This window comes from Pseudomonas sp. S3E17 (assembly GCF_024168685.1).
In the GTDB taxonomy this organism is placed as follows: domain Bacteria; phylum Pseudomonadota; class Gammaproteobacteria; order Pseudomonadales; family Pseudomonadaceae; genus Aquipseudomonas; species Aquipseudomonas marginalis.
The window spans coordinates 5,025,819-5,047,044 of the sequence record NZ_JALJWE010000001.1 but is presented as its reverse complement, the minus strand read 5'-3'; the positions used below and the strand labels follow the sequence as shown (position 1 = coordinate 5,047,044).

The following is a 21,226-nucleotide window of genomic DNA, read 5'->3' as shown; positions in this document are numbered from 1 at the left end:
GGAGACCGGATCGGTACGTAGCGCAATTGCCAGACAAAACCGCTTTCGTACTCGATATTTCAACAGCGTCGGCCGATAGAGGGCGTTGACAGCGGACTGCTTTCGGCAGCCTGCTGCCACGGCAGCTTTTGGCGGATTCCTGCCTATTCTCTACGGAAGGGATGATCGACAACGTTCGAATTCAGGAGGTTTACCATATATTCATCCTCGATCATCCCCTCCACACCTCACCTCCTCTCCCGTTGAATCACCTCTTTTCGCGCCAAAGCTCCGGATTTCATCCTTTATGCCAAATTATGTATTGGCAATAATTATGGCGTATCCATAAAAAGGGATAATTGCATGAGCAGCATATTTCAGCGCCCTGAACTGGCTGAATTGATGGCAAACCAGCTTCTCAATCCAGGCGTATTAGATGAAGGTCTACGCTCGGGTCTTTTTCTGTCTGGCCTGCGCCGTACAGGTAAAACAACCTTCCTGCGCAACGACCTCATCCCCGCCCTGGAAGCAGCAGGCGCATTGGTGATTTATGTCGACCTCTGGAGCAACACGCTGGCCAACCCGGCAACGCTCGTGCACAACGCCATCCACAAGACCCTGAAAGAACTGCAAACGCCGGGCTCTTCAATCCTGGAAACGCTCAAGCGAGTCAGCAATGTCGATCTAGGCGCAGCAGGATTCAAGTTCGGTTTCAAACTCGACAGCATCGGCAACGCCGACGGCCCCACATTGGCGCAAGCACTCGCAGAGGTCGTCGACCAAGCGAAGACTGATCTCGTGCTGATCATCGACGAGGTGCAACATGCCATTTCCTCCGACGATGGCAACCAACTGCTCCTGGCCCTCAAGGCTGCTCGTGATGCAATCAACCCGCGCCCGAATACGCCGGGCTACTTCCTTTTTATCGGCACAAGCTCCCACAGAGCCCAGGTAAGCGAGCTGACCGCCAAACGCAACCAAGCGTTTTCCGGCGCGACATCGGCCGCGTATCCACTGCTAAAGGGTGACTACGTTGAATTCCTGCTCAACCGACTGGCAATGACGGTGAAGAAGGAAAAGCTCCCCTCACTTGAAGCCGCCGTCGAAGCCTTCAATACCCTGGGCAATCGACCCGAGGAAATGCTCAAGGCATTGCGTCAGCTACTGCAACAGGGCGGTGATCCTGATCTTTTCCTCCCCGTGATTGCCAGCACCTTACGCTCAGCGGCGGCAAGTATTGAGCTTGAAAAAGTCGAACAGCTGGGCAGCCTGGCTCAGGCGATTTTCAACAAGATCGCGGCTACGGAAGGCGATGCTCGGGGGATTTTCTCTACCGATGCAACTGCGGAATATTCAAAGACGGTAGGCCGCGAAGTGCGGGTTGAAGAGATTCAACCCGTGGTGATTGCGCTGGTGGCGGAGAACATCATCATGCGGCGAGGGCATGGGATTTATGCGATTACGGATCAGTTTGTTCAGGAGATTTGGTTGGAGGAGCGGGCGTTGATTGAGGGGCGGTAGGGACAAGCAATAAATTTTCCACCTTAGTCACATGCTTGGACTTTGTAGGTCCGCTATTGATGATGCGGTGAAGGTGTTGGAGTCGCCTGGGAATACCGGGCTGTAAGTAGGGCTGTGAAGCGGCCCCAAAACCAGGCGCTTAGTTTTAACAGAAAAATCTCAGTGCCTTTATTGGGGCTGCTGCGCAGCCCGGCGCGGGGCAAGCCCGCTCACCACAGAGTGTGTGTGCCCGCATTTAAGGGTGGTGTAGATACCCAGGGGCGTTTTTTTCGGTATAAACCTGAACACCCCTGCGTTGTGAACGGACTCCCATGAACGCCCTGAAACTGATCTGCCTTCTCATCGTTTTCCCGCTGTTGCTGGCCGCCCTCGGTGGCTGGGAGCGTCAGCGTGCTGACGAAACCACCACTGCGGTGGCCGATTACTACGTCACGGTGACTATCGCTAAACAGCAACTCCAGGCGCTGGCGGCTAAGGAGCCGACAGCGATGGTCGCCCTGGTCGATGAAAAAATCAGCGTGCAAACGGCCCTCTCGCGGCTGGAAAAAATCGAAGCCGAGCTGCCCATTGCCCACCGCGTGAACCATGCGATGCGGGTCCTGGCGCCGTGGGTGATGGGCTTGGGTCTGTTGGCGGCGTTGATTGGTGCGGCTGCGTTGGCAGGTACGTACTGGGCCGGGCGGCGGGCACGGCAATCACGGGAGAGGTTATTGCAGGTGTTCTCTCTGGGCAGCCGCCTGTTGCCCTACGTGCTGGTGGGCCATGTGGCGGCAATGGCGGCGGCCGTCGCGCTGGCGTTGAGTTTCGAAGGCTTGGGGATGTGGCATATCGGCCGACTGGGCAGTGGCGAAGTCAAGCTGATGGCGGTGCTGGGGGTGATCGCGGCGTTCTGTGTGTATTCGATCTGGCAGTTGCTCAAACAGCTGCGCCCTATGCTGGGGATGTTCAAGCCTGAGCCGCTGGAGATGTTCGGCCAGGTGGTGACGCCCGCGCAGGCTCCCGGGTTGTGGCGCCATGTGGACGCGTTGGCGGGTCGGCTCGGCGCGCTGCCACCGGACCACATCGTGGTGAGCCTGGCCCAGGGCTTTTACGTGACATCCAGCGCGGCCACTGTGCAACCGGCGAACACTTCGCTGCAGGGGCGCACCTTGCATGTGCCGTTGCTGTATCTGGGCCTGCTGAGCCGTGAAGAAATCAGCGCGGTGATCGGCCACGAGCTGGCGCATTTTGCGGGGCAGGACACGGAATACAGCCTGCGCTTTTTGCCGATCTACGATGGGGTCAATCGCAGCCTGGAGGCGCTGTTGAACACGATGCTGGCCAGCGATTTTATCCAGGGACGGCTGATGCGGCCGTCGTTCATGTTCGGTGTGTTTTTCATGCAGCGCTTTGATGACGCGGTGAACCACTGGAGCCGTGAGCGCGAATTGCTGGCGGACGCTGCCGGCGCGCAGTTGGCGGGTCCTGCTGCGACGGCTTCGGCGTTGTTGCGGGTGTCGGTGTTGCAGCCGCACGTCGAGAATGCACTGTTGGCGTTGTGTGAGGCAGGTACGGCTACAGACCTGCCCGACGCCGTGTTCGCGCGCTTGCGTGAGTGTGAACTGCAACCATCAGCCGAAGCCCTGGAGATTCATCAACCCCATCCCACCGACTCCCACCCCTCCAATGGCGAACGCCTGCAGGCGCTGCACGTGCCACTGGACAATACCCTGCGCGGCGCCACCCGCGTGGTGGATCCCGACATAGCGAATGCGCAGATGGATGCCTATTTCAGCGCCCCCCAGGCACTGCGCGAGCAGCTGTCTCGCGACGTGATGGATATGGCCGTGTCGGAGAACAGCGCGCACACCCAGCTGCTGGAAACCCTGGCCGCTTCGGCCGAGGGTGAGCGCAGCCTGCATGAAGGCGGCCAGTGGCGCGGGGTACTGATGACGGTGTCGGGCCTGCCCTTTGTGCTGGCGGCCCTGTTTATCCTGAGTCGAGTCTGGCTCGCCCCGGAGCGTTTGAAAGGCACGCCGCTGTCGGCAGTCGGCGCGGGCGCGTGCCTGGGCCTTATCGGGCTGGGCCTGCTGTGGCTGGGCATCCGTCGATTCAAGCGTGCGCCGCAGACCGCGTTGCGCCTGACGCCGGAGCATTTTGTGTTCAATAACCTGGCGCATCCGCTGCCCATCGAACATATCGAGGAGATCACGTTGCAGTTTGTCCAGGGCATCTGGGTAACCGTTCAACTGACGCCCGAGGCGCCGTTACCCGTAACGCGCAAGACCGCGTTCGGCGTACCCGGCGTGCGGGTCAACAAGAAGAAACGCCAGGTACTGCTGCTGATGGCACAGCTGTGTATCGACAATAAAAAGATCGAACCCTATGAGGGGTTGTCCTTGATGCTCGACTACAGGAATGCAGCGTTGGCGCGCAAGATTTTGCAGAGCCGCGAGGACTGATGCACACCCATAAAAAAACCCCGAACCAGTCGGGGTTTTTTATCGCCTGGAATCAGGCGCGACGTGTGATCACTTAGAAAACGTTGATCGGGTAGTCGGCGAACAGACGGATTTCGTTACCGCCTACGTTGTACTTGTCGGCATTGCTGGAAACGCGCAACCAGGACGCACGAGCACGCAGGCTCAGGTCTTTGGCCGGGCCGCTTTGGACGACGTATTTGAACTGGTTGAAGATCTCGCGCTCGGTGCCATTGCCACGGTTGGAGCCGTCGTCAATGTTGGTACCGCGCACGTAGGCCACGTTGTAGGTCAGGCCAGGCACGCCGAAGGTGCTGAAGTCCAGGCCGTAGCCGGCTTGCCAGGAGCGCTCGTCCTTGCCGTTGAAGTCGGACCAGTAGGAGTTGGCCAGCAGGATGGTGTTGCCACCGTCGCCGATGCCGCCAGCGTTGCGGTAGCCGCCGTACAGGTAGCCGGTGTCGCCCGTGCTGCGCTGGTGAGCGACGGTGAAGCTGTGCGGGCCGACAGCCCATGTGGCGCCCAGGCTCCAGATCTTGTTGTCGCGAGCGTCTTCGCTGCCTTGGTTTTCCAGGGCGAAGCTCTTGTCCAGCTTGGTCTTGTAGCCATTGAAGTCAAAGGTCAGCGACTGTTTCTCTGGCAGGGCCAGCACGTAGTTGACATTGACGTATTGCTTCTTCAGCACGTCTTGCATGTCGGAGGCGTACAGCGCGGCCGACAGGTTTTCGGTGAATTTGTAGCTGCCACCGACGTAGTCGATGCTTTTCAGACGGCCGCTGTCAGTACCTTCGGCGCTCTTGCGAGCTTCCTTGGTGAAGTGACCGGCGTCGAGTTGCAGGCCGGCGATCTCTTTGGAGACGATCGACGTACCCGTGAACGTTTCGGACAGCAGACGGGAGTTGTCGTAGGCCAGGACCGGAACGTTAGGGAACTGATCACCGTACTTGAGCACAGTGTTAGAGACGCGGAACTTGACCGCTGCGCCGCCTTTGGCGAGGTCGTGTGGTGCCGAGCCAGGGTTTGCCGAGCCATCAGGGTTGGTGGTGCCATTACCCTGTTTGAAGAAGTCGATACCCCCCGCACCGGCGCGACCTTGGCCACCGTCCAGACGGATAGCATATTGGCCGATCACGTCCACACCCACACCGACGGTGCCTTGGGTGAAGCCGGACTCGAACTTGCCGATGAAGCCTTGGCCCCATTCGGCTTTGTCTTGCTTGCCGTTTTTGTAGTCACGGCTGATGTAGGCGTTACGGGCTGCGATGTTCAGGTGGCTGTCTTCAACGAAACCCTTGGATTGCTCCTGGTCGTTTGCCATTGCTGTCGATGCGCTCAAAATCCCCAGAGCGATCAGACTCATCCGTTGCTTCAACATTTTTTTGTATTCCTTATTACGGGTTGAGTACGCGCGATGACACCAGGCTCCATGTCGCTTTTCTGGTGTCGACTTTTTCCGAAAAAAGAAGGCCCGCGGACGACTGAACATGCCGCGGGCCTTTTCTTATTGGATGAGTCATGGCGGTTAGCCACAGGCGTTGGGCGCAATCCTAGTCGCGCGTTGAACTATGTGTCAATTTCGTGAATCGTCTGTATTTAGGCGAAATAATTCTAAGCAAAGGCCTACGGCCTTTCTGAAAACGACCAAATTCAGTCTTCAACGACCCCGGAAACACATTTCGTAACACATTTCAAAGCGGATACGTTTGGTAATGGATAACGCGCGCAAATGCAAAGCATTACCATTAGCGCGCTTTTTCCTGCCAAACCCTTTGGATGCATTCCACCATGCCTGCCCTTCGCCTGACGCCCATGACCCTTGGGCTTTCTGTTCTGCTGTCTGCCGGTTTTGCCTGTGCGGCCACCACCTTGCCTGAAACCTCGATCAGCGCCGAAGCTGACGAAGACGACCCGCGCGTCAAGGAAACCAGCACCGCGACCCGCACCGCCACACCGGTACGGTATGTGCCCCAGGCCATCGACTCGGTGAAGACCGAAAGCCTACGTTCCTACGGCACCAACGACCTGGGCCAGGCCTTGAGGGGCATCCCCAACGTCAGCAGCGGCGCCGACACGCGCTTCGACAGTTTGCGTATCCGTGGCTTCGACGCGAGCAACGACTTCTACCTCGATGGCATTCGCGACGACAGCCAGTACGTACGCGACCTGCACAACATCGAGCGCATCGAAGTGCTCAAAGGCCCGGCAGCCGTGCTTTACGGGCGAGGCGGCCAGGGCGGGATCGTCAACCGCGTGAGCAAACTGCCAACGGCCGGGCGCAAGTCGAGCATCGAGGCCCAGGGCGGCAGCAACGATTTGCGCAGTGTGTATGCCGACCTGAGCACCGATCCCACCGACAACATCAGCCTGCGCCTGAACATGGGCAACCAGGACAACAACAGCTTCCGCGACGACGTCAGCGGCAATCGCCAACTGTTCGCGCCGTCCATGAGCTGGCAGCTCACACCGGATCTGAACTGGCTGGTGCAATACGAATACAGCCGCTACAACCGCACGCCGGATCGCGGCATCCCCGGCGTCAACGGCCGCCCCGCCGACGTCAGTCGCAGCACCACCTACGGCGACAGCCGCGATTACATCGACGACAAGACCCAATCCCTGCGTTCCAAACTGGCCTACGAACTCAACGATAACTGGCAACTGCGCCAGACCCTCGGCGTGTTCAAGCTCGACAGCGATTTCGACAACACGTACCAGACCGGCTATAGCGCCGCGACCAATCGGGTGGCGCGCCAACGCTGGCAGCAAGACCTGACCACCCTCAACGTCTTCAACAACGTCGAGCTGGAAGGAGGCTTCAGCACCTTCGGCCTCGAACACCGCCTGCTCACCGGCGTGGAGCTGGGCAGCCAGCGCCGCGATCCAAAGCTGTTCAGCGCCCCCGCCTCGGCCGTACCGGCCCTGGACCTCAACCAGCCCAACCGTCATCTGAGCCACACCGGGCGCATGAACGTATCGAGTAACAACCACACCGAAGTCGAAAGCCGCGCCCTGTATGTGCAAGACCAACTGCGCCTGAATGACCAGTGGCAAGTGCTGGCCGGCTTGCGTTACGACCGCTTCGAAGTGGACACCAAAAACAAACTGCTCAATACCCGACAAGACGTCAAAAGCCACAGCACCAGCCCGCGCTTTGGCCTGGTGTGGACGCCCCTGGAACACCACTCGTTCTATGCCTCGTGGAGCAAGACCTTCTCACCGGCCGGTGGCGGCCTGATCGGCATCACCCCGAACGCCGCCGGCAGCGTCAACGACCTGAGCCCCGAGCTGACCAAGCAAAAAGAGATCGGCGTGAAAAGCGACTGGCTCGACGACCGCCTGAGCACCACCCTGGCGGTGTACGAATTGGAACTCTACAACCGCCGCACCAGCGACCCGCTGGACCGCACCATTACCCTGCTCAGCGGCCTGCAGCGCTCCCGCGGCGTGGAGCTGACGGCCACCGGCAAGATCGTCGGCAACTGGTCTGTACGCGGTGGTGTCGGCCTGCAGGATGCCAAGGTCGAAAAAGACAACAACGGCTTTGAAGGCAAGCGCGTCAGCGACGTGGCCAAGCGCAATGCAAGCCTGTTTGTCACCTGGAAACCGGAGATGGGCTGGTACGCGGAAACCGGTTTGACCCTGGTCGGCGACCGCTACGCCGACAGCCTCAACACCGTGGTGCTTCCGGGTTATGGCAGTTGGGATGCATTGGTCGGGTTCCGGCAGAAAGAGTGGGATGTGCGCGCGGCGCTGAACAACATCGCCGACAAGACCTACTACGAATCGGCGACCAGTGTGCCGCAGATTCAGCCGGGCGAGCCGCGTAACCTGGTGGTGACGGGCACTTATAGCTTCTAAACGTAAACCCCCTTCTTATCGCAGCTGCCGAGCGCAAGCGAGGCAGCTGCGATGAAGCCAAGGCTATTTCGTTAGTTACTCATCAACTCGCACAACGCGTGCATTTCATCCTCGCTGAACAACCCCACCGGGTAGCGTTCACTCATCACACTGCGCAAATCCGGCTGCTGCCTGACTTGTCGCGAGCCGTTTTCCTTCAACCAGAGCCCCAGCGCATGGATCGCGTCACCGTCCACCCGCGAAGGGTGGAAGGTGCGCGTGTACATCGGGTTGATATTGGCGTTCATTTCAGCGCTCTCTCCTGCTGCGTGAGCGGCTAACTTACTCAAGGTTTATGACAGAACTGTGCGGTCATCACCCTGGGCCACTGGAGCAACACCGATACAAGAGCTATGCCAATGTCGCGTGTCTACAGCTGGGCGGACACAAAAAAGCCCACGACCGTGCTGGGCCGTGGGCTTGCTGTAGAAGCCGAAACCGAGGGACGCGCGATTGCCGGAAAGGCGTTGTTACAACTGCACTCAGTTTTTATGCGGGGCCGGCTGTTGTTGGGTCAGGCAATGGATATTACCGCCACCCAGTAACAGTTCACGGCCCGGCACCATCACAACTTCGTGCTGCGGGAACAGGTTCTGCAGGATAGCCTTGGCTTCAGCGTCCAACGGGTCGTCGAAACTTGGCGCGATGATGCCGCCGTTGACGATCAGGAAGTTGACGTAGGATCCCGCCAACCGCACGGTCGGATTACGTTCCTGTGTGCCATCCACCGGATCGACACCTGCGCACTCTTCCTCAGTGGCATACAACGGCCCCGGGATCGGCATTTTATGCACTGTGAACGAGCGCCCCTGGGCGTCGGTGCTGCTTTGCAGGACAGCCATGGCGGCGTGACAACGCGCGTAGTTCGGGTCTTGCGGGTCGTCGGTCCAGGCCAGCAACACTTCGCCCGGGCGCACGTAGCAGCAGAAGTTATCCACATGACCGTCGGTTTCGTCGTTGAACAGGCCGTCCGGCAGCCAGATGATCTTATCCACAGCCAGGTTGGCGCTGAGTACCGCTTCGATCTCGGCACGGTCGAGGTGCGGATTACGGTTGCGGTTGAGCAGGCATTCCTCGGTGGTGATCAGGGTGCCTTCGCCGTCGACGTGGATCGAGCCGCCTTCCAGCACAAAGCCTTCTGTGCGGTAACGCGGTGCGCGCTCGATTTCGAGGATCTTGCCGCCCACCTGCGAGTCGCGGTTCCACGGCGAGTACAGGCCACCGTCAAAGCCGCCCCAGGCGTTGAAATCCCAGTTCACGCCGCGTACTTCGCCACGGTCGTTGATCACGAACGTCGGGCCGGTATCGCGCACCCAGGCGTCATCGCTGGACATTTCCACCACACGGATATTCGGCACGTCCAGGCGGGCGCGGGCGTTTTCGTACTGGCCGGCAGAAACCGCCACGGTCACCGGCTCAAAACGTGCGATGGCCTTGGCCACGGCCACGTGAGCGGCCTGCGCGGGCTTGCCGCCCAGGCGCCAGTTGTCCGGGCGCTCCGGCCACACCATCCAGGTTTGGGTCTGTGGCGCCCATTCGGCGGGCATGTGGAAGCCATCGGCGCGGGGGGTGCTGTGCAGGGTGGTCATGGCGATCAGGACTCCGAATGGGGTAAAGGCCGACTTTATAACGGATAAAAATCGGCTTTAGAAGCGAACAAACAGCCTGGATGAAAAATATGACAGCCAATCACCGATAACAATCGATTATCTACAGTTGCTCATCCAGCACCTTCGACAGCATGTCGACAAAGAAGTCCACGCTACGTTTGGAGGTCACCATCGGCGGCTTGATCTTGAGGATATTCAAATAATCGCCAGTCGGTTGCATGAAAATCCCCAGCTCCCGCAAGCGATCACACAACAGGGTGGTCTCTTCGGTGGCGGGCTCCAGGGTTTGCCGGTCACGCACCAACTCCAGGCCCAGATAGAAACCGGAACCGTGAACCGCGCCCACCAGGGGATGACGGTCGATCAGTGCTTCCAGCCGCGCCTTGAAATGCCCGCCGACCACCTGGGCGTTTTCCCACAGTTTTTCTTCTTCCATCACATCCAGCACCGCCATGCCGATCCGGCAACTCACCGGGCTGCCCCCCGACGATGAGAAGAAATACCCCTCGGCCTCCAATGCTTCGGCGATCTCACGACGGGTGATCACCGCGCCAAGTGGCTGACCATTGCCCATGCCCTTGGCCATGGTGATGATGTCGGGCACCACACCCTGCTCTTCGAAGCCCCAGAAGAAATGCCCCATGCGGCCGTAACCCACCTGCACTTCATCGGCGATGCACACGCCGCCCTGGGCCCGCACCAACCCGTACACCTGCTGCAAATAACCCGGCGGCAAGGAGATACCACCGGCGTTGCCGTACACCGGCTCACAGATAAACCCGGCCAGTTGGCGCTTGCTCGCAGCGATTTTCGCCAGGTTGTGTTCCACGCTTCGTACGTAGTCCGGCGCACTGTCCTGCCCGCGGAACTCACCGCGATAGGTGTTCGGCGCAGTGACCGGGTGGACCCACTCCGGGCGGCTGCTCAGGGCCTGGGGGTTGTCGGCAATGGAGGTGGACACCGCATCCGCCGCCACCGACCAGCCGTGATAGGCCTCCAGCACACTGAGCATGTCGCGCCCACCGCTGTAAGCCCAGGCCAGGCGGATGGCCAGGTCGTTGGCCTCGGTGCCGCTGTTGACCAGGAACACCCGATCCATGCCCGGCGGCGCCAGCGCCAGCAAGCGCTCGGAAAACTCGGCAATGGCGGCATAGTGAAACCGCGAGTTGGTATTGAGCAGCGACCATTGCCGCGCCGCCACAGCCGCCATACGCGGGTGACCGTGCCCCAGCACGGCGACGTTATTGAGCATGTCCAGGTAGGAACGGCCCTGCATATCGATAAGGTGGTTGCGCCAGCCGCGCTCGATGCGTGGCGGGTCGACGTAATAGTGCTTCTGCGAGCGGGCGAAACTGGCATCACGCCGGGCCAGCAGGGCATGGGGGTCGAGTTCCGGTTCGGCATCGCAGGCCAGCCCCAGTAACCCTGCAGGCGAGGGGCACAAGGCTTGCCAGGCCAAGGCCCGGGACGGTGTACAAAACAGCGGCGGTTCGAGGTCGGCACGGCACAGTTGCACGGTCAGCGGCCCATGGACCTCACCGAGAACCTGCCCTTCCACCAGCAATGAACCGTGCTTCAACCGGGTGTCCACGCCCCACAACCGCACGCTCAGCTCCACACCTTGCACGCTCACAAGGCCATCGGCATCCTGATGCAGCGTTCCGGCAAAAGGCGCCTCCAACACCGTGCCGTGGGGCAGATGCAGCTCTACGTGGAGGGGGAAAGTCTGCGGTTCGGTGGCACTGTCCGGGCAGGTACGCGACAGCCGATATTGGCCATAACGACTTGCCGCCAGCCCATGCACGGCCGCCGCCTGATCCAGCAGTTGCCGATCAATGCCGGGCAGTTCCCAGTTGCCGGCTTCGAAATGCGGGCTGAGCACACCCAGGTCGATCAGCGCGAACTCACGCCCCACCAGGCCCGGTAGCAACGGCGCGAAGTCCTGGCTGGCAATCGACGGCAGCGTCTCACCGACACTGCCGAGAATCGCAGCCTCCATCAGTTCAAACGGCACCGACGTCGCCACATGGAAAATTTCCCACTCGTGTTCGGCGTTTTTCAACAGATAAGTGTTGTCCGGATCCAGGCGTTGCTGCTGTTCGCTGCTTAATACCAACACTGCCGCACGGGCGACGATCAGCGGCCACAACGCCTGCAACTCCTCGCGCTGCAGTGGAGTCACGGCATGGCAGGCCCGGACCGCCGGCAGGATGGCAAACGGGTCGCCCTCGGCATGGTGCAACAGGGCCGCGCAGGTCACCGACAGGTCGGCAATCCGCCAGGTGTGCACCAGGTCGCCGAAATCGATGACGCCTTGCAGTTGCCAGTGCCGTTGCGCATCGCGCTGCCACACCACGTTGTCATCGGTGATGTCCATGTGCACCGCTTGCCAGGGCAGGCGGTCGGCCAGGGGGCGAATGCGCTGTTCAACCTGCTCGGCCACCTGTTCCAGTGCGGCGCGGTGGGGCAGGTTTTCCAGGGTGGCCAACAGATGGGAGATCAGTTCCCGGGCATGGCGCGGGTCCCATTGCAGGGTGCGGTCCAGCCCTGGGTGCGAGAAATCAGCAAGCGCGAGGCTCATGCGCCCGCACAGGTCGCCGAAGCCTGCGATCACGTCGCGTCCCAAATGCGGCAGATGGGTCAACGGCTGGCCGTCGATATAGTCCAATAGCCGCACGTGCAGGGGCTGGCCATCGACCGTCACGCTCAGCAGCTCTTCACCGCTCAGGGCCTTGATGACCTTGGGCACCCGCACGCCCTGCAGGGTGTCGAGGGCCGCGTGCTGGGCCTGCAGCTCAATCGCCGCATAGTCGCCCCGGCAGATTTTCAGAACAAACCGACCGCGGGCACTGTCGATTTTGTAATTGAGGTCTTGCTGGCTGCCCAGTGATTGCAGGGTGCCCGTGAGGCCGTAGTGCTGCTCGAGCAATTGCGCTGCCTGGTCGGGGCCTACTTGCGGGCAGGGTAGACTGGCACGATGGATCAACGTGGCGAGCAGCATGGGGGATGACCTCGAATTTTTAGAGGTGTATATCGCCACTTTTCAGGGGGATTACGCAACCCCCATACACATGCCGTCCTGCCCGTCACGCCAACACAGGCTATGCTGCACTCGCTAAACGTTCGTCTGAGGAAAGGGCCCCCGACATGCGCATTCTCATTACCGGTGGCGCCGGTTTTATCGGTTCTGCTTTGATACGTCACTTGATTCAGCATACTGAGCACGAAGTGCTCAACCTCGACAAGCTCACCTACGCCGGCAACCTGGAATCGCTGACCAGCATCGCGTCCAATAGCCGTTATGAATTCGTCCAGGCCGATATTATCGATCAGGCCACCGTCAGCGCCGTGCTCGCACGCTTTGAACCCCACGCGATCATGCACCTGGCCGCCGAGTCCCACGTCGACCGTTCGATTGACGGCCCGTCGGATTTTATCCAGACCAATATCGTCGGCACTTACAGCTTGCTGGAGGCCGCCCGTGGCTATTGGCAAACCCTCGCCGAGCCAGAAAAACGTGCATTTCGCTTCCACCACATTTCCACCGACGAAGTCTACGGCGACCTCCACGGCGTAGACGACTTGTTCACCGAAACCACGCCCTACGCGCCCAGCTCGCCCTACTCGGCCAGCAAAGCCGCGTCCGACCACCTGGTCCGCGCCTGGCACCGCACGTACGGCCTGCCCGTGCTGCTGACCAACTGCTCCAACAACTACGGGCCTTTCCACTTCCCCGAGAAGTTGATCCCGCTGGTTATCCTCAACGCCCTCGCGGGCAAACCATTGCCGGTCTATGGTGATGGCTTGCAAGTGCGCGACTGGTTGTTTGTCGAAGACCATGCCCGGGCACTGCTCAGCGTCGTGACACACGGCGTGGTCGGCGAGACCTACAACATCGGCGGCCACAACGAACAGAAGAATATTGACGTAGTACGCAGCATCTGCACCCTGCTGGAGGGATTGGCACCGCAACATCCCCACGGAGTGGAGCAATACACCGACCTGATCACGTTCGTTAAGGATCGCCCAGGCCACGACCAACGCTACGCAATCGATGCAGGCAAGATCGAACGCGAACTGGGCTGGGTACCCGAAGAAACCTTTGAAACCGGGCTGCGCAAAACCGTGCAGTGGTACCTCGATAACCTGGAATGGTGCCGCAGGGTCCAGAACGGCAGTTATCAGGGTGAACGATTGGGCAATACCGACACGAGGGATCTGATCGCATGATGAAAGGAATCGTATTGGCCGGTGGCTCCGGCACTCGCCTGCACCCCATCACCCTGGGAGTGTCCAAACAGCTGTTACCGGTGTATGACAAGCCGATGATCTACTACCCGATCTCGGTGCTGATGCTGGCAGGCATCAAAGAGATCCTGGTGATTTCCACCCCGGCGGACTTACCGCAATACCGCAACCTGCTGGGCGATGGCAGCCAGTTTGGCGTCAGCTTCAGCTATGCAGAACAACCGCAGCCGGACGGCTTGGCACAAGCTTTTCTGATTGGCGAACAGTTCATCGGCAACAACCCCGTTTGCCTGATCCTGGGCGACAACATTTTCCACGGCCAGCGTTTCAGCGAGCAGTTGCATGCAGCGGTCAAGCGCGGCAAAGGCGCCACGGTATTTGGCTATTGGGTCAAGGATCCGCAGCGCTTCGGCGTGATCGACTTCGACAGCGAAGGCCGCGCCCTGTCCATCGAAGAAAAACCGACCACGCCCAAATCAAGCTATGCCGTCACCGGACTGTATTTCTACGACAACGACGTGATCAACATCGCTAAAGCCGTCAAACCCTCAGCCCGCGGCGAGCTGGAAATCACCGACATCAACAACGCCTATCTAGAGCGTGGAGACCTTCACGTCGAGCGCTTCGGCCGTGGCTTTGCCTGGCTCGACACCGGCACCCACGACAGCCTGCTGGAAGCCTCACAGTACGTGCAGACCATCGAACACCGTCAGGGCCTCAAAGTGGCGTGCCTCGAAGAAATAGCCTATGGCAACGGCTGGATCGACCGCGACCATCTGCTCGAACGCGCCAAATACTTCGGCAAGACCGGCTACGGTCAATACCTGTACACGTTGGCGGGAGGCAACCGGTGAACGTCGTTGACACCTCACTCCCCGGCGTACTGATCATCGAACCCAAGGTGTTCGGTGACGAGCGCGGTTTTTTCTACGAAAGCTTCAATGCTCGCGCCTTTGCAGCGGCCACCGGGCTCAAGCGCGAGTTTGTCCAGGACAACCACTCGCGCTCGCAAAAAGGCGTGCTGCGGGGCCTGCATTACCAACTGGAACACACTCAGGGCAAACTGGTGCGGGTTACCGCCGGTGAAGTGTTGGACGTGGCCGTGGACATCCGCCGCAGTTCGCCGAATTTCGGGCGATGGGTGGGCGTGCGTCTGTCGGCACAGAACCATCGCCAGTTGTGGGTGCCGGAAGGGTTCGCCCATGGCTTTGTGGTGTTGAGCGACTCCGCCGAGTTCTTGTACAAGACCACCGACTACTACCAGCCCAGTGCGGAACGCAGCATCCTGTGGAACGACCCGACGTTGGCCATCGACTGGCAACTGAGCGAACCGCCGCAACTGTCCGCCAAGGACCAGGCTGGAAAACTGCTGATGGACGCCGATCTATTCCCATGAAAATCCTGATCACCGGCCAACATGGCCAAGTCTCCCAGGCGCTGCAACAGCAGCTCCAAGGCCTGGGCGAACTGATTGTGCTCGGCCGCGAGCAACTCGATCTGGCCGACGCCGAGCGCATCCGCCAGCAGGTGCGCGCTCACCGCCCCGACCTGATCATCAACGCCGCCGCCCACACGGCCGTGGATCAGGCCGAAAGCGAAGCGGACCTCGCCTTCGCCATCAACGCCACCGCCCCCGGGATTCTCGCCGAGGAAGCCAAGGCCTTGGGCAGCCCGTTGATCCACTATTCCACCGACTACGTGTTCGACGGCAGCAAGCCTGGGCCCTACACCGAAGCTGACACGCCCAATCCCCTGGGCGTCTACGGCCAGAGCAAACTGGCGGGTGAACAGGCGATTGCCACAGTGGGAGGCCAGTACCTGATCCTGCGTACCAGTTGGGTCTACTCCAACCACGGCAAGAACTTCCTGCTGACCATGCAGCGCCTGCTGCAAGAAAAACCCCACCTGCGCATCGTCGCCGACCAGATCGGCGCGCCGACGTGGGCCGGGACCATTGCCGCCAGTACGCGCGCCCTGATCGAACGCTGGCAGGCGGGCAAGGCCGGGGAATGGGGCATCTACCACCTGACCGCCGAGGGTGAAACCTCGTGGTTCGGCTTTGCCCAGGCGATCGGCGAACACCTGCGCGCCAGTGGCCGCGCGTCTGCCGAACTGGAGGCAATCCCGTCCAGCGCCTACCCGACGCCTGCCCGGCGCCCGCTGAACTCACGCCTCGATTGCAGCCACCTGCGCCAGCAATGGCACGTCAGTCAGCCCTTGTGGCAAGACGCATTGCGCGAGTGTCTTGCCGGGCAGCACTAGGCATAATGCGTCTGTACCCACAGGCGCACGACTCCCATGACTCCACCCCTTCCGCGAAGACCCCGCTGGCGCAGCCTTGCCCTGTTGGCCCTGTGCCTGGCACCGCTGCTGTGGCCGCTGGAGCACTTGGCCGAGCGTTACTATCGCAGCGAACTGGCCGGGCAAAACCGCCAGACCCTCGACCTGTACGTCGCCAACCTGCTGGGCACCCTGCATCGCTATGAAGTGCTGCCGCAGATCCTCGGCGACTTGCCGGCCTTGCGCACGGCACTGGGCGCACCGCAGGTCAGCACCAACCTGGTCAACGCCAACCTGCTGCTCAAGGACGTCGCCGCCCAGGCCGGGGTGGAAGTGATGTATTTGATGGACACCACCGGCAAGACCCTCGCCGCGTCCAATTGGGACAAGCAGGACAGTTTTGTCGGGCGCAACTTCTCGTTCCGGCCCTATTTCAGCGAAGCCATGGCCGGGCGCCTGGGGCGGTTTTTCGGGCTGGGCACCACCTCGGCCAAGCGCGGCTATTTCTTCGCCGCCGCCGTGCGCGATGGCGACACGATCATCGGCGTACTGGTGGTCAAGGTCGACCTGGACCACACCGAAAGCCTGTGGGGCAATACCCCGGAACAACTGCTGGTCACCGACCACAACGGCGTGGTGATCCTCACGTCGCGCCCGCAATGGCGCTTCCGTGCCACCCGGCCGCTGACCGCCGAGGAACGCCAGGCCATCATCGCCATCCAGCCCTACCCCACGCGCGACCCGCAACCCTTGAGCCTGAGCAGCAGCGCATGGCTGCGCCAATCCACCGCCATTGCCGAGACCGGCTGGAATGTGGAGATCCTTGCACCGCAATCCTTGATCAGCCGCCCGGTGCGCACGGTGGTCGCCGTGGGCGGCGCCACGTTGCTGGTGCTGATGCTGCTGCTGGGCCTGTTGATGCAACGCCGCCGCCACTACCTGGACCGCATCGCCTTCGAAGCCAAGGCCCGCCGCGAGCTGGAAATGCGCGTGGTCGAACGTACCAGCGATCTGGAAGGCCTCAACCGGCGCCTCAAACAGGAAGTGCTGGAGCGCGAACACGCCCAGCAGGAACTGGTGCGCGCCCAGGATGACCTGGTTCAGGCCGGCAAGCTGTCAGCGCTGGGCACCATGTCGGCGAGTATCAGCCACGAACTCAACCAACCCCTGGCGGCGATTCGCAGCTATGCGGAAAACGCCGAGATCCTGCTCGACCACGAGCGCACCAGCGATGCCCGGGGCAATCTCAAGCTGATCAGCGAACTGACCGGGCGCATGGCCTCGATCATCGCCCACCTGCGCGCCTTCGCCCGGCGCGACCGGCACGCGCCGGAGAGCGTGGCCCTGCAACCCGCCCTCGACGATGCCCTGGCACTCCTGGCCAAGCGGCGGCGCTCGATGGAAGTGGAACTGATCCGCGATTTGCCGGAAGCGACCCTGTGGGTGCAGGCCGGCGAAACCCGCCTGCGCCAGGTATTGGGCAACCTGCTGGCCAACGCCCTCGACGCCCTTACCGAAAAAGGCCCGCCGCGCAAACTGTGGCTGAGTGCCGAAACCACCGCCCAGGGCGTCAACCTGTACATTCGCGACAACGGCCCGGGCTTTTGCATGGAAGCCCTGGGCCGCGCCAGCGAACCGTTCTACACCACCAAGACCCGCACCCAGGGCTTGGGCCTGGGCCTGGCGATCTGTGACACCCTGATGCGTGCCTTTGGCGGCGAACTGCTGTTTGCCAACCACAAGGAAGGTGGCGCGCTGTTAACCTTGAAATTGCGTGCCGGCTCGCCGGGCGTCAGTCTGCAACCGTCCGAGGACCGCAGTGTATGAGTATCGATAACCAGATTCAGGTGGTGTTGATCGACGATGATCCGCACTTGCGTCAGGCCCTGTGCCAGACCCTGGACCTGGCCGGGCTGAACGTCCTGACCCTGGGCGAAGCCACCGGCCTCACCTCGCGCCTCTCGCGGGATTGGCCGGGCGTGGTGGTCAGCGACATCCGCATGCCCGGCATGGACGGCCTGGAGCTGCTGGCCGAGCTGCACGGCCAGGATCCGGACCTGCCGGTGCTGCTGATCACCGGCCACGGCGACGTGCCGCTGGCGGTGCAGGCCATGCGCGCGGGAGCCTATGACTTCCTCGAGAAACCCTTCGCCAGCGACGCCCTGCTCGACAGCGTGCGCCGCGCCCTGGCCCTGCGTCGGCTGGTGCTCGACAACCGCAGCCTGCGCCTGGCCCTGAGCGACCGCCAACAACTGAGCACCCGCCTGGTGGGGCACTCGCCACAGATGCTGCGCCTGCGCGAGCAGATCGGCGCCCTGGCCGCAACCCGCGCAGATGTGCTGATCCTCGGCGAAACCGGCGCCGGCAAGGAAGTGGTGGCCCGCGCGCTGCACGACCTGTCGAGCCGGCGCAGCGGGCCGTTTGTGGCGATCAATGCCGGGGCGTTGGCCGAGTCGGTGGTGGAGAGCGAACTGTTCGGCCATGAGCCCGGCGCCTTTACCGGCGCGCAGAAGCGGCGCATCGGCAAATTCGAATTCGCCAATGGCGGCACGTTGTTCCTGGATGAAATCGAAAGCATGAGCCTGGACGTACAGGTCAAGCTGCTGCGCCTGTTGCAGGAACGTGTGGTGGAACGCCTCGGCGGCAACCAGCTGATCCCGCTGGATATCCGCATCATCGCCGCCACCAAGGAAGACCTGCGCCAGGCCGCCGACCAGGGCCGCTTCCGCGCCGACTTGTACTATCGCCTCAACGTCGCGCCGTTGCGTATTCCGCCACTGCGCGAGCGCGGTGAAGATGCGTTGATGCTGTTCCAGCACTTCGCCGACGAAGCCAGCAGCCGCCATGGCCTGCCGTTGCATGAGCTGCAACCGGGCCAGCGTGCCCTGCTGTTGCGTCACAGCTGGCCGGGCAATGTGCGCGAATTGCAGAACGCTGCCGAGCGCTTTGCGTTGGGCCTGGAGCTGGCGCTGGACAGCACCCCGGACAACCCCGCCAGCAGCGTGCTGACTTCCACGCCGGGCGGCTTGAGCGAACAGGTCGAGCAGTTCGAAAAAAGCCTGATCGCCGCCGAATTGACCCGCCCCCACAGCTCCATGCGCAGCCTCGCAGAAGCCCTCGGCGTACCGCGCAAGACCCTGCACGACAAACTGCGCAAGCACGGCCTGAACTTCGCCAACCCAAGCACTGACGACGAATGACCCTGCCCACCCACCAAGAGGCCGCCATGAGCCGCGACAGCCGTTACCTGGAATCCATCCTCCACCACGACATCCCCCTGACCCGCGAAATGGGCCTCAGGGTACTCGACTGGCAAGACGGGCAACTGCGGCTGCACCTGCCCCTGCACGCCAATATCAATCACAAGAGCACCATGTTCGGCGGCAGCCTCTACTGCGGAGCGGTGCTGGCGGGTTGGGGCTGGATGCACCTGCAACTGCGCGAGGAAGGGATTGAAGACGGGCATATCGTGATTCAGGAAGGGCAGATCAGTTATCCGCTGCCGGTGACGCAAGACGCGACCGCCATTTGCGCGGCGCCGGAGGAGAAGGTGTGGAAACGCTTTTTGGCGACCTACAGGCGCTATGGCCGGGCGCGGCTGGCGTTGGACACCTGGATCGTGAATGAGGGCAGTGAAGAGCGGGCCGTTACGTTCACCGGCCAATACGTCTTGCACCGCTAGAAGCCAATACACAAAAAAATATGGGAGGGGGGCTTGCTCCCTCCCACATTCAGATCGGCTGAGGTATTAAGAGCGGGCCAAGGTCAGCAAGCGCTCACGCCACGCCGCCTTCGCCGGCAACGCCAGGAAAAACGGATTCAGCAACGACGCCCGCGCCGGATAGCTGAACGGCTCGCCACTCAACTCCAGCACCTCGCCGCCCGCTCCTTCCAATACACCCTGCGCCGCCGCCGTATCCCACTGCGAAGTCGGCGCCAGGCGCGGGTAGCAATCCGCACTGCCCTCGGCCAACAGGCAGAACTTCAACGAACTGCCGATATTCGCCAGCTTCAACTCACCCAACCCTTCGCTCAAACCGTCCAGCAGACGCTCTTGCTCGGGGCTGGTATGCCGGCGGCTGGCGACCACGGTAAACGCCTCACCCACTGCCGGCGCCTCGCGCACCTGGATCTGCCTGGGCGCTTCGTTCACGTCGGAACGCCACGCCCCCAGGCCGGCACCACCGAAGTAGCAACGGCCACTGGTGGGCATGGACACCACGCCGAACACCACGCGGCCCTGTTCGACCAGGGCAATATTGACGGTGAATTCTTCGCTGCCGGCGATAAATTCCTTGGTGCCATCCAGCGGGTCCACCAGCCACCAGCGCTGCCAGCCGGCACGTACGCTTTGGTCAATGTCGGCGTCTTCTTCGGACAGCACCGGGATGCTCGGGTCCAATGCGGTTAGGCCCGCGAGAATCAGATGGTGAGCGGCCAGGTCGGCCGCCGTGACCGGCGAATCATCGGCCTTGGAGGTCACCGCCACATCGGCGCGCCAGTACGGCAGGATCACTTCACCCGCCTGGCGGGCCAACTCGATCACAGGGGCGATAAACGGGTGGCCTAAAAACAGTTCGCTCATGGGGTAAACGCTCCACGCTGAATCAACAAATCTCGTACCAGGTACAACGCCGCCAGGGCGCGGCCTTCGCTGAATTGCTCGTTTTGCGCAAGCTGCGACAGCTCGCGCAGGTTGACCCGGTCCACACGCATCGGCTCGGGCTCATCGCCTTCCAGGCGTTCTTCATAGAGTTGGGTGGCGAGCACCACCTGGATTTTCTGGCTCATGTAGCCAGGGGACAACGACAGCTCGGTAATGTGTTCCAACTGCCGTGCGCCGTAGCCGGCTTCTTCCTTGAGTTCACGGTCTGCCGCCGCCAGCACGTCTTCGCCGGGTTCGATCAGGCCCTTGGGCAACGACAGCTCATACTCATCGGTGCCGCCGCAGTACTCCTCAACCAGCAACGCATGATCTTCGTCGATCATCGCCACGATCATCACTGCGCCGTAGCCGGCACCGCGGCCCACCAGGCGCTCGTAGGTCCGTTCAACGCCATTGGAAAAGCGCAGTTGCACTTCCTCCACGCGGAACAAACGGCTACTGGCGACTATTTCGCGGGCGAGGACGGTGGGTTTCTGGCGCATAAGCGGCTCCTTGGCGTGATCGGGTTACTATACCGTGGCTTTTCCGATTGTCTGTGTCGGATATCTTTACTTACATGAGACCGCACC

16 protein-coding genes are annotated in these 21,226 nt (G+C 61.5%); 10 read left to right on the top strand and 6 right to left on the bottom strand.

Annotated features, from left to right (window positions below):
- Window positions 1–342 precede the first annotated feature (342 nt).
- Complete coding sequence (locus tag J3D60_RS22845; protein WP_253492904.1) at window positions 343–1,500, top strand: AAA family ATPase; 1,158 nt, start codon at window positions 343–345, stop codon at window positions 1,498–1,500.
- A gap of 311 nt (window positions 1,501–1,811) precedes the next feature.
- On the top strand, window positions 1,812–3,941 hold the full coding sequence (locus tag J3D60_RS22840; protein ID WP_253492902.1) for a M48 family metallopeptidase: 2,130 nt from the start codon (window positions 1,812–1,814) through the stop codon (window positions 3,939–3,941).
- 73 nt (window positions 3,942–4,014) lie between these two features.
- On the opposite strand, the gene J3D60_RS22835 is transcribed toward J3D60_RS22840, so the two are convergent.
- Entirely contained in the window at window positions 4,015–5,331 is a 1,317-nt protein-coding gene (locus tag J3D60_RS22835; protein WP_027605121.1) for an OprD family porin, read from the bottom strand.
- A 410-nt stretch (window positions 5,332–5,741) separates the two neighbouring features.
- Here J3D60_RS22835 and J3D60_RS22830 point away from each other — a divergent pair, with 410 nt between their 5' ends.
- The gene (locus J3D60_RS22830; protein WP_253492901.1) at window positions 5,742–7,814 is read left to right on the top strand and encodes a TonB-dependent siderophore receptor; all 2,073 of its coding nucleotides are present in this window, start codon (window positions 5,742–5,744) and stop codon (window positions 7,812–7,814) included.
- Window positions 7,815–7,885: 71 nt separating this feature from the next.
- Here the strand turns inward: J3D60_RS22830 and J3D60_RS22825 are convergent, their stop codons facing one another.
- From J3D60_RS22825 to J3D60_RS22815, 3 genes are all read right to left on the bottom strand, one after another.
- The gene (locus J3D60_RS22825) at window positions 7,886–8,101 is read right to left on the bottom strand and encodes a hypothetical protein (RefSeq protein ID WP_141156493.1); all 216 of its coding nucleotides are present in this window, start codon (window positions 8,099–8,101) and stop codon (window positions 7,886–7,888) included.
- Between the two features lie 234 nt (window positions 8,102–8,335).
- Window positions 8,336–9,442: an agmatine deiminase gene (gene aguA / locus J3D60_RS22820; RefSeq protein ID WP_253492900.1), complete on the bottom strand. Its 1,107-nt coding sequence runs from the start codon at window positions 9,440–9,442 to the stop codon at window positions 8,336–8,338.
- 121 nt (window positions 9,443–9,563) lie between these two features.
- Window positions 9,564–12,464, bottom strand: coding sequence for an aminotransferase (locus J3D60_RS22815; protein WP_253492899.1), 2,901 nt, complete (start codon window positions 12,462–12,464; stop codon window positions 9,564–9,566).
- 146 nt (window positions 12,465–12,610) lie between these two features.
- Between J3D60_RS22815 and rfbB the strand changes: the two genes are divergently transcribed.
- The 7 genes from rfbB to J3D60_RS22780 are packed head-to-tail and all read left to right on the top strand — an operon-like array spanning window position 12,611 to window position 19,673.
- On the top strand, window positions 12,611–13,693 hold the full coding sequence (gene rfbB / locus J3D60_RS22810) for a dTDP-glucose 4,6-dehydratase (protein WP_253492898.1): 1,083 nt from the start codon (window positions 12,611–12,613) through the stop codon (window positions 13,691–13,693).
- On the top strand, window positions 13,690–14,565 hold the full coding sequence (gene rfbA / locus J3D60_RS22805; RefSeq protein ID WP_065941122.1) for a glucose-1-phosphate thymidylyltransferase RfbA: 876 nt from the start codon (window positions 13,690–13,692) through the stop codon (window positions 14,563–14,565). The genes rfbB and rfbA overlap by 4 nt, the downstream gene beginning before the upstream one ends.
- The gene (rfbC, locus tag J3D60_RS22800) at window positions 14,562–15,107 is read left to right on the top strand and encodes a dTDP-4-dehydrorhamnose 3,5-epimerase (protein ID WP_065941121.1); all 546 of its coding nucleotides are present in this window, start codon (window positions 14,562–14,564) and stop codon (window positions 15,105–15,107) included. The genes rfbA and rfbC overlap by 4 nt, the downstream gene beginning before the upstream one ends.
- Complete coding sequence (gene rfbD / locus J3D60_RS22795) at window positions 15,104–15,973, top strand: dTDP-4-dehydrorhamnose reductase (RefSeq protein WP_253492897.1); 870 nt, start codon at window positions 15,104–15,106, stop codon at window positions 15,971–15,973. Before rfbC ends, rfbD begins: the two co-directional genes overlap by 4 nt.
- A gap of 36 nt (window positions 15,974–16,009) precedes the next feature.
- The gene (locus J3D60_RS22790; protein ID WP_253492896.1) at window positions 16,010–17,818 is read left to right on the top strand and encodes an ATP-binding protein; all 1,809 of its coding nucleotides are present in this window, start codon (window positions 16,010–16,012) and stop codon (window positions 17,816–17,818) included.
- Window positions 17,815–19,191, top strand: coding sequence for a sigma-54 dependent transcriptional regulator (locus tag J3D60_RS22785; protein ID WP_065941118.1), 1,377 nt, complete (start codon window positions 17,815–17,817; stop codon window positions 19,189–19,191). The genes J3D60_RS22790 and J3D60_RS22785 overlap by 4 nt, the downstream gene beginning before the upstream one ends.
- A 26-nt stretch (window positions 19,192–19,217) precedes the next feature.
- On the top strand, window positions 19,218–19,673 hold the full coding sequence (locus tag J3D60_RS22780) for a YiiD C-terminal domain-containing protein (RefSeq protein WP_253492894.1): 456 nt from the start codon (window positions 19,218–19,220) through the stop codon (window positions 19,671–19,673).
- Between the two features lie 66 nt (window positions 19,674–19,739).
- Here J3D60_RS22780 and cysQ read toward each other — a convergent pair whose 3' ends face one another.
- Window positions 19,740–20,576, bottom strand: a complete 837-nt coding sequence (gene cysQ / locus J3D60_RS22775) for a 3'(2'),5'-bisphosphate nucleotidase CysQ (RefSeq protein ID WP_027605133.1) — start codon at window positions 20,574–20,576, stop codon at window positions 19,740–19,742.
- Entirely contained in the window at window positions 20,573–21,139 is a 567-nt protein-coding gene (gene nudE, locus J3D60_RS22770; RefSeq protein ID WP_065941117.1) for an ADP compounds hydrolase NudE, read from the bottom strand. The genes cysQ and nudE overlap by 4 nt, the downstream gene beginning before the upstream one ends.
- Window positions 21,140–21,226 lie beyond the last annotated feature (87 nt).

Coding starts and splice junctions, on each gene's coding strand:
- J3D60_RS22845 (WP_253492904.1), top strand. CDS start 343: ATGAGCAGCATATTTCAGCGCCCTGAACTGGCTGAATTGATGGCAAAC.
- J3D60_RS22840 (WP_253492902.1), top strand. CDS start 1,812: ATGAACGCCCTGAAACTGATCTGCCTTCTCATCGTTTTCCCGCTGTTG.
- J3D60_RS22835 (WP_027605121.1), bottom strand. CDS start 5,331: ATGTTGAAGCAACGGATGAGTCTGATCGCTCTGGGGATTTTGAGCGCA.
- J3D60_RS22830 (WP_253492901.1), top strand. CDS start 5,742: ATGCCTGCCCTTCGCCTGACGCCCATGACCCTTGGGCTTTCTGTTCTG.
- J3D60_RS22825 (WP_141156493.1), bottom strand. CDS start 8,101: ATGAACGCCAATATCAACCCGATGTACACGCGCACCTTCCACCCTTCG.
- aguA (WP_253492900.1), bottom strand. CDS start 9,442: ATGACCACCCTGCACAGCACCCCCCGCGCCGATGGCTTCCACATGCCC.
- J3D60_RS22815 (WP_253492899.1), bottom strand. CDS start 12,464: ATGCTGCTCGCCACGTTGATCCATCGTGCCAGTCTACCCTGCCCGCAA.
- rfbB (WP_253492898.1), top strand. CDS start 12,611: ATGCGCATTCTCATTACCGGTGGCGCCGGTTTTATCGGTTCTGCTTTG.
- rfbA (WP_065941122.1), top strand. CDS start 13,690: ATGATGAAAGGAATCGTATTGGCCGGTGGCTCCGGCACTCGCCTGCAC.
- rfbD (WP_253492897.1), top strand. CDS start 15,104: ATGAAAATCCTGATCACCGGCCAACATGGCCAAGTCTCCCAGGCGCTG.
- J3D60_RS22790 (WP_253492896.1), top strand. CDS start 16,010: ATGACTCCACCCCTTCCGCGAAGACCCCGCTGGCGCAGCCTTGCCCTG.
- J3D60_RS22785 (WP_065941118.1), top strand. CDS start 17,815: ATGAGTATCGATAACCAGATTCAGGTGGTGTTGATCGACGATGATCCG.
- J3D60_RS22780 (WP_253492894.1), top strand. CDS start 19,218: ATGAGCCGCGACAGCCGTTACCTGGAATCCATCCTCCACCACGACATC.
- cysQ (WP_027605133.1), bottom strand. CDS start 20,576: ATGAGCGAACTGTTTTTAGGCCACCCGTTTATCGCCCCTGTGATCGAG.
- nudE (WP_065941117.1), bottom strand. CDS start 21,139: ATGCGCCAGAAACCCACCGTCCTCGCCCGCGAAATAGTCGCCAGTAGC.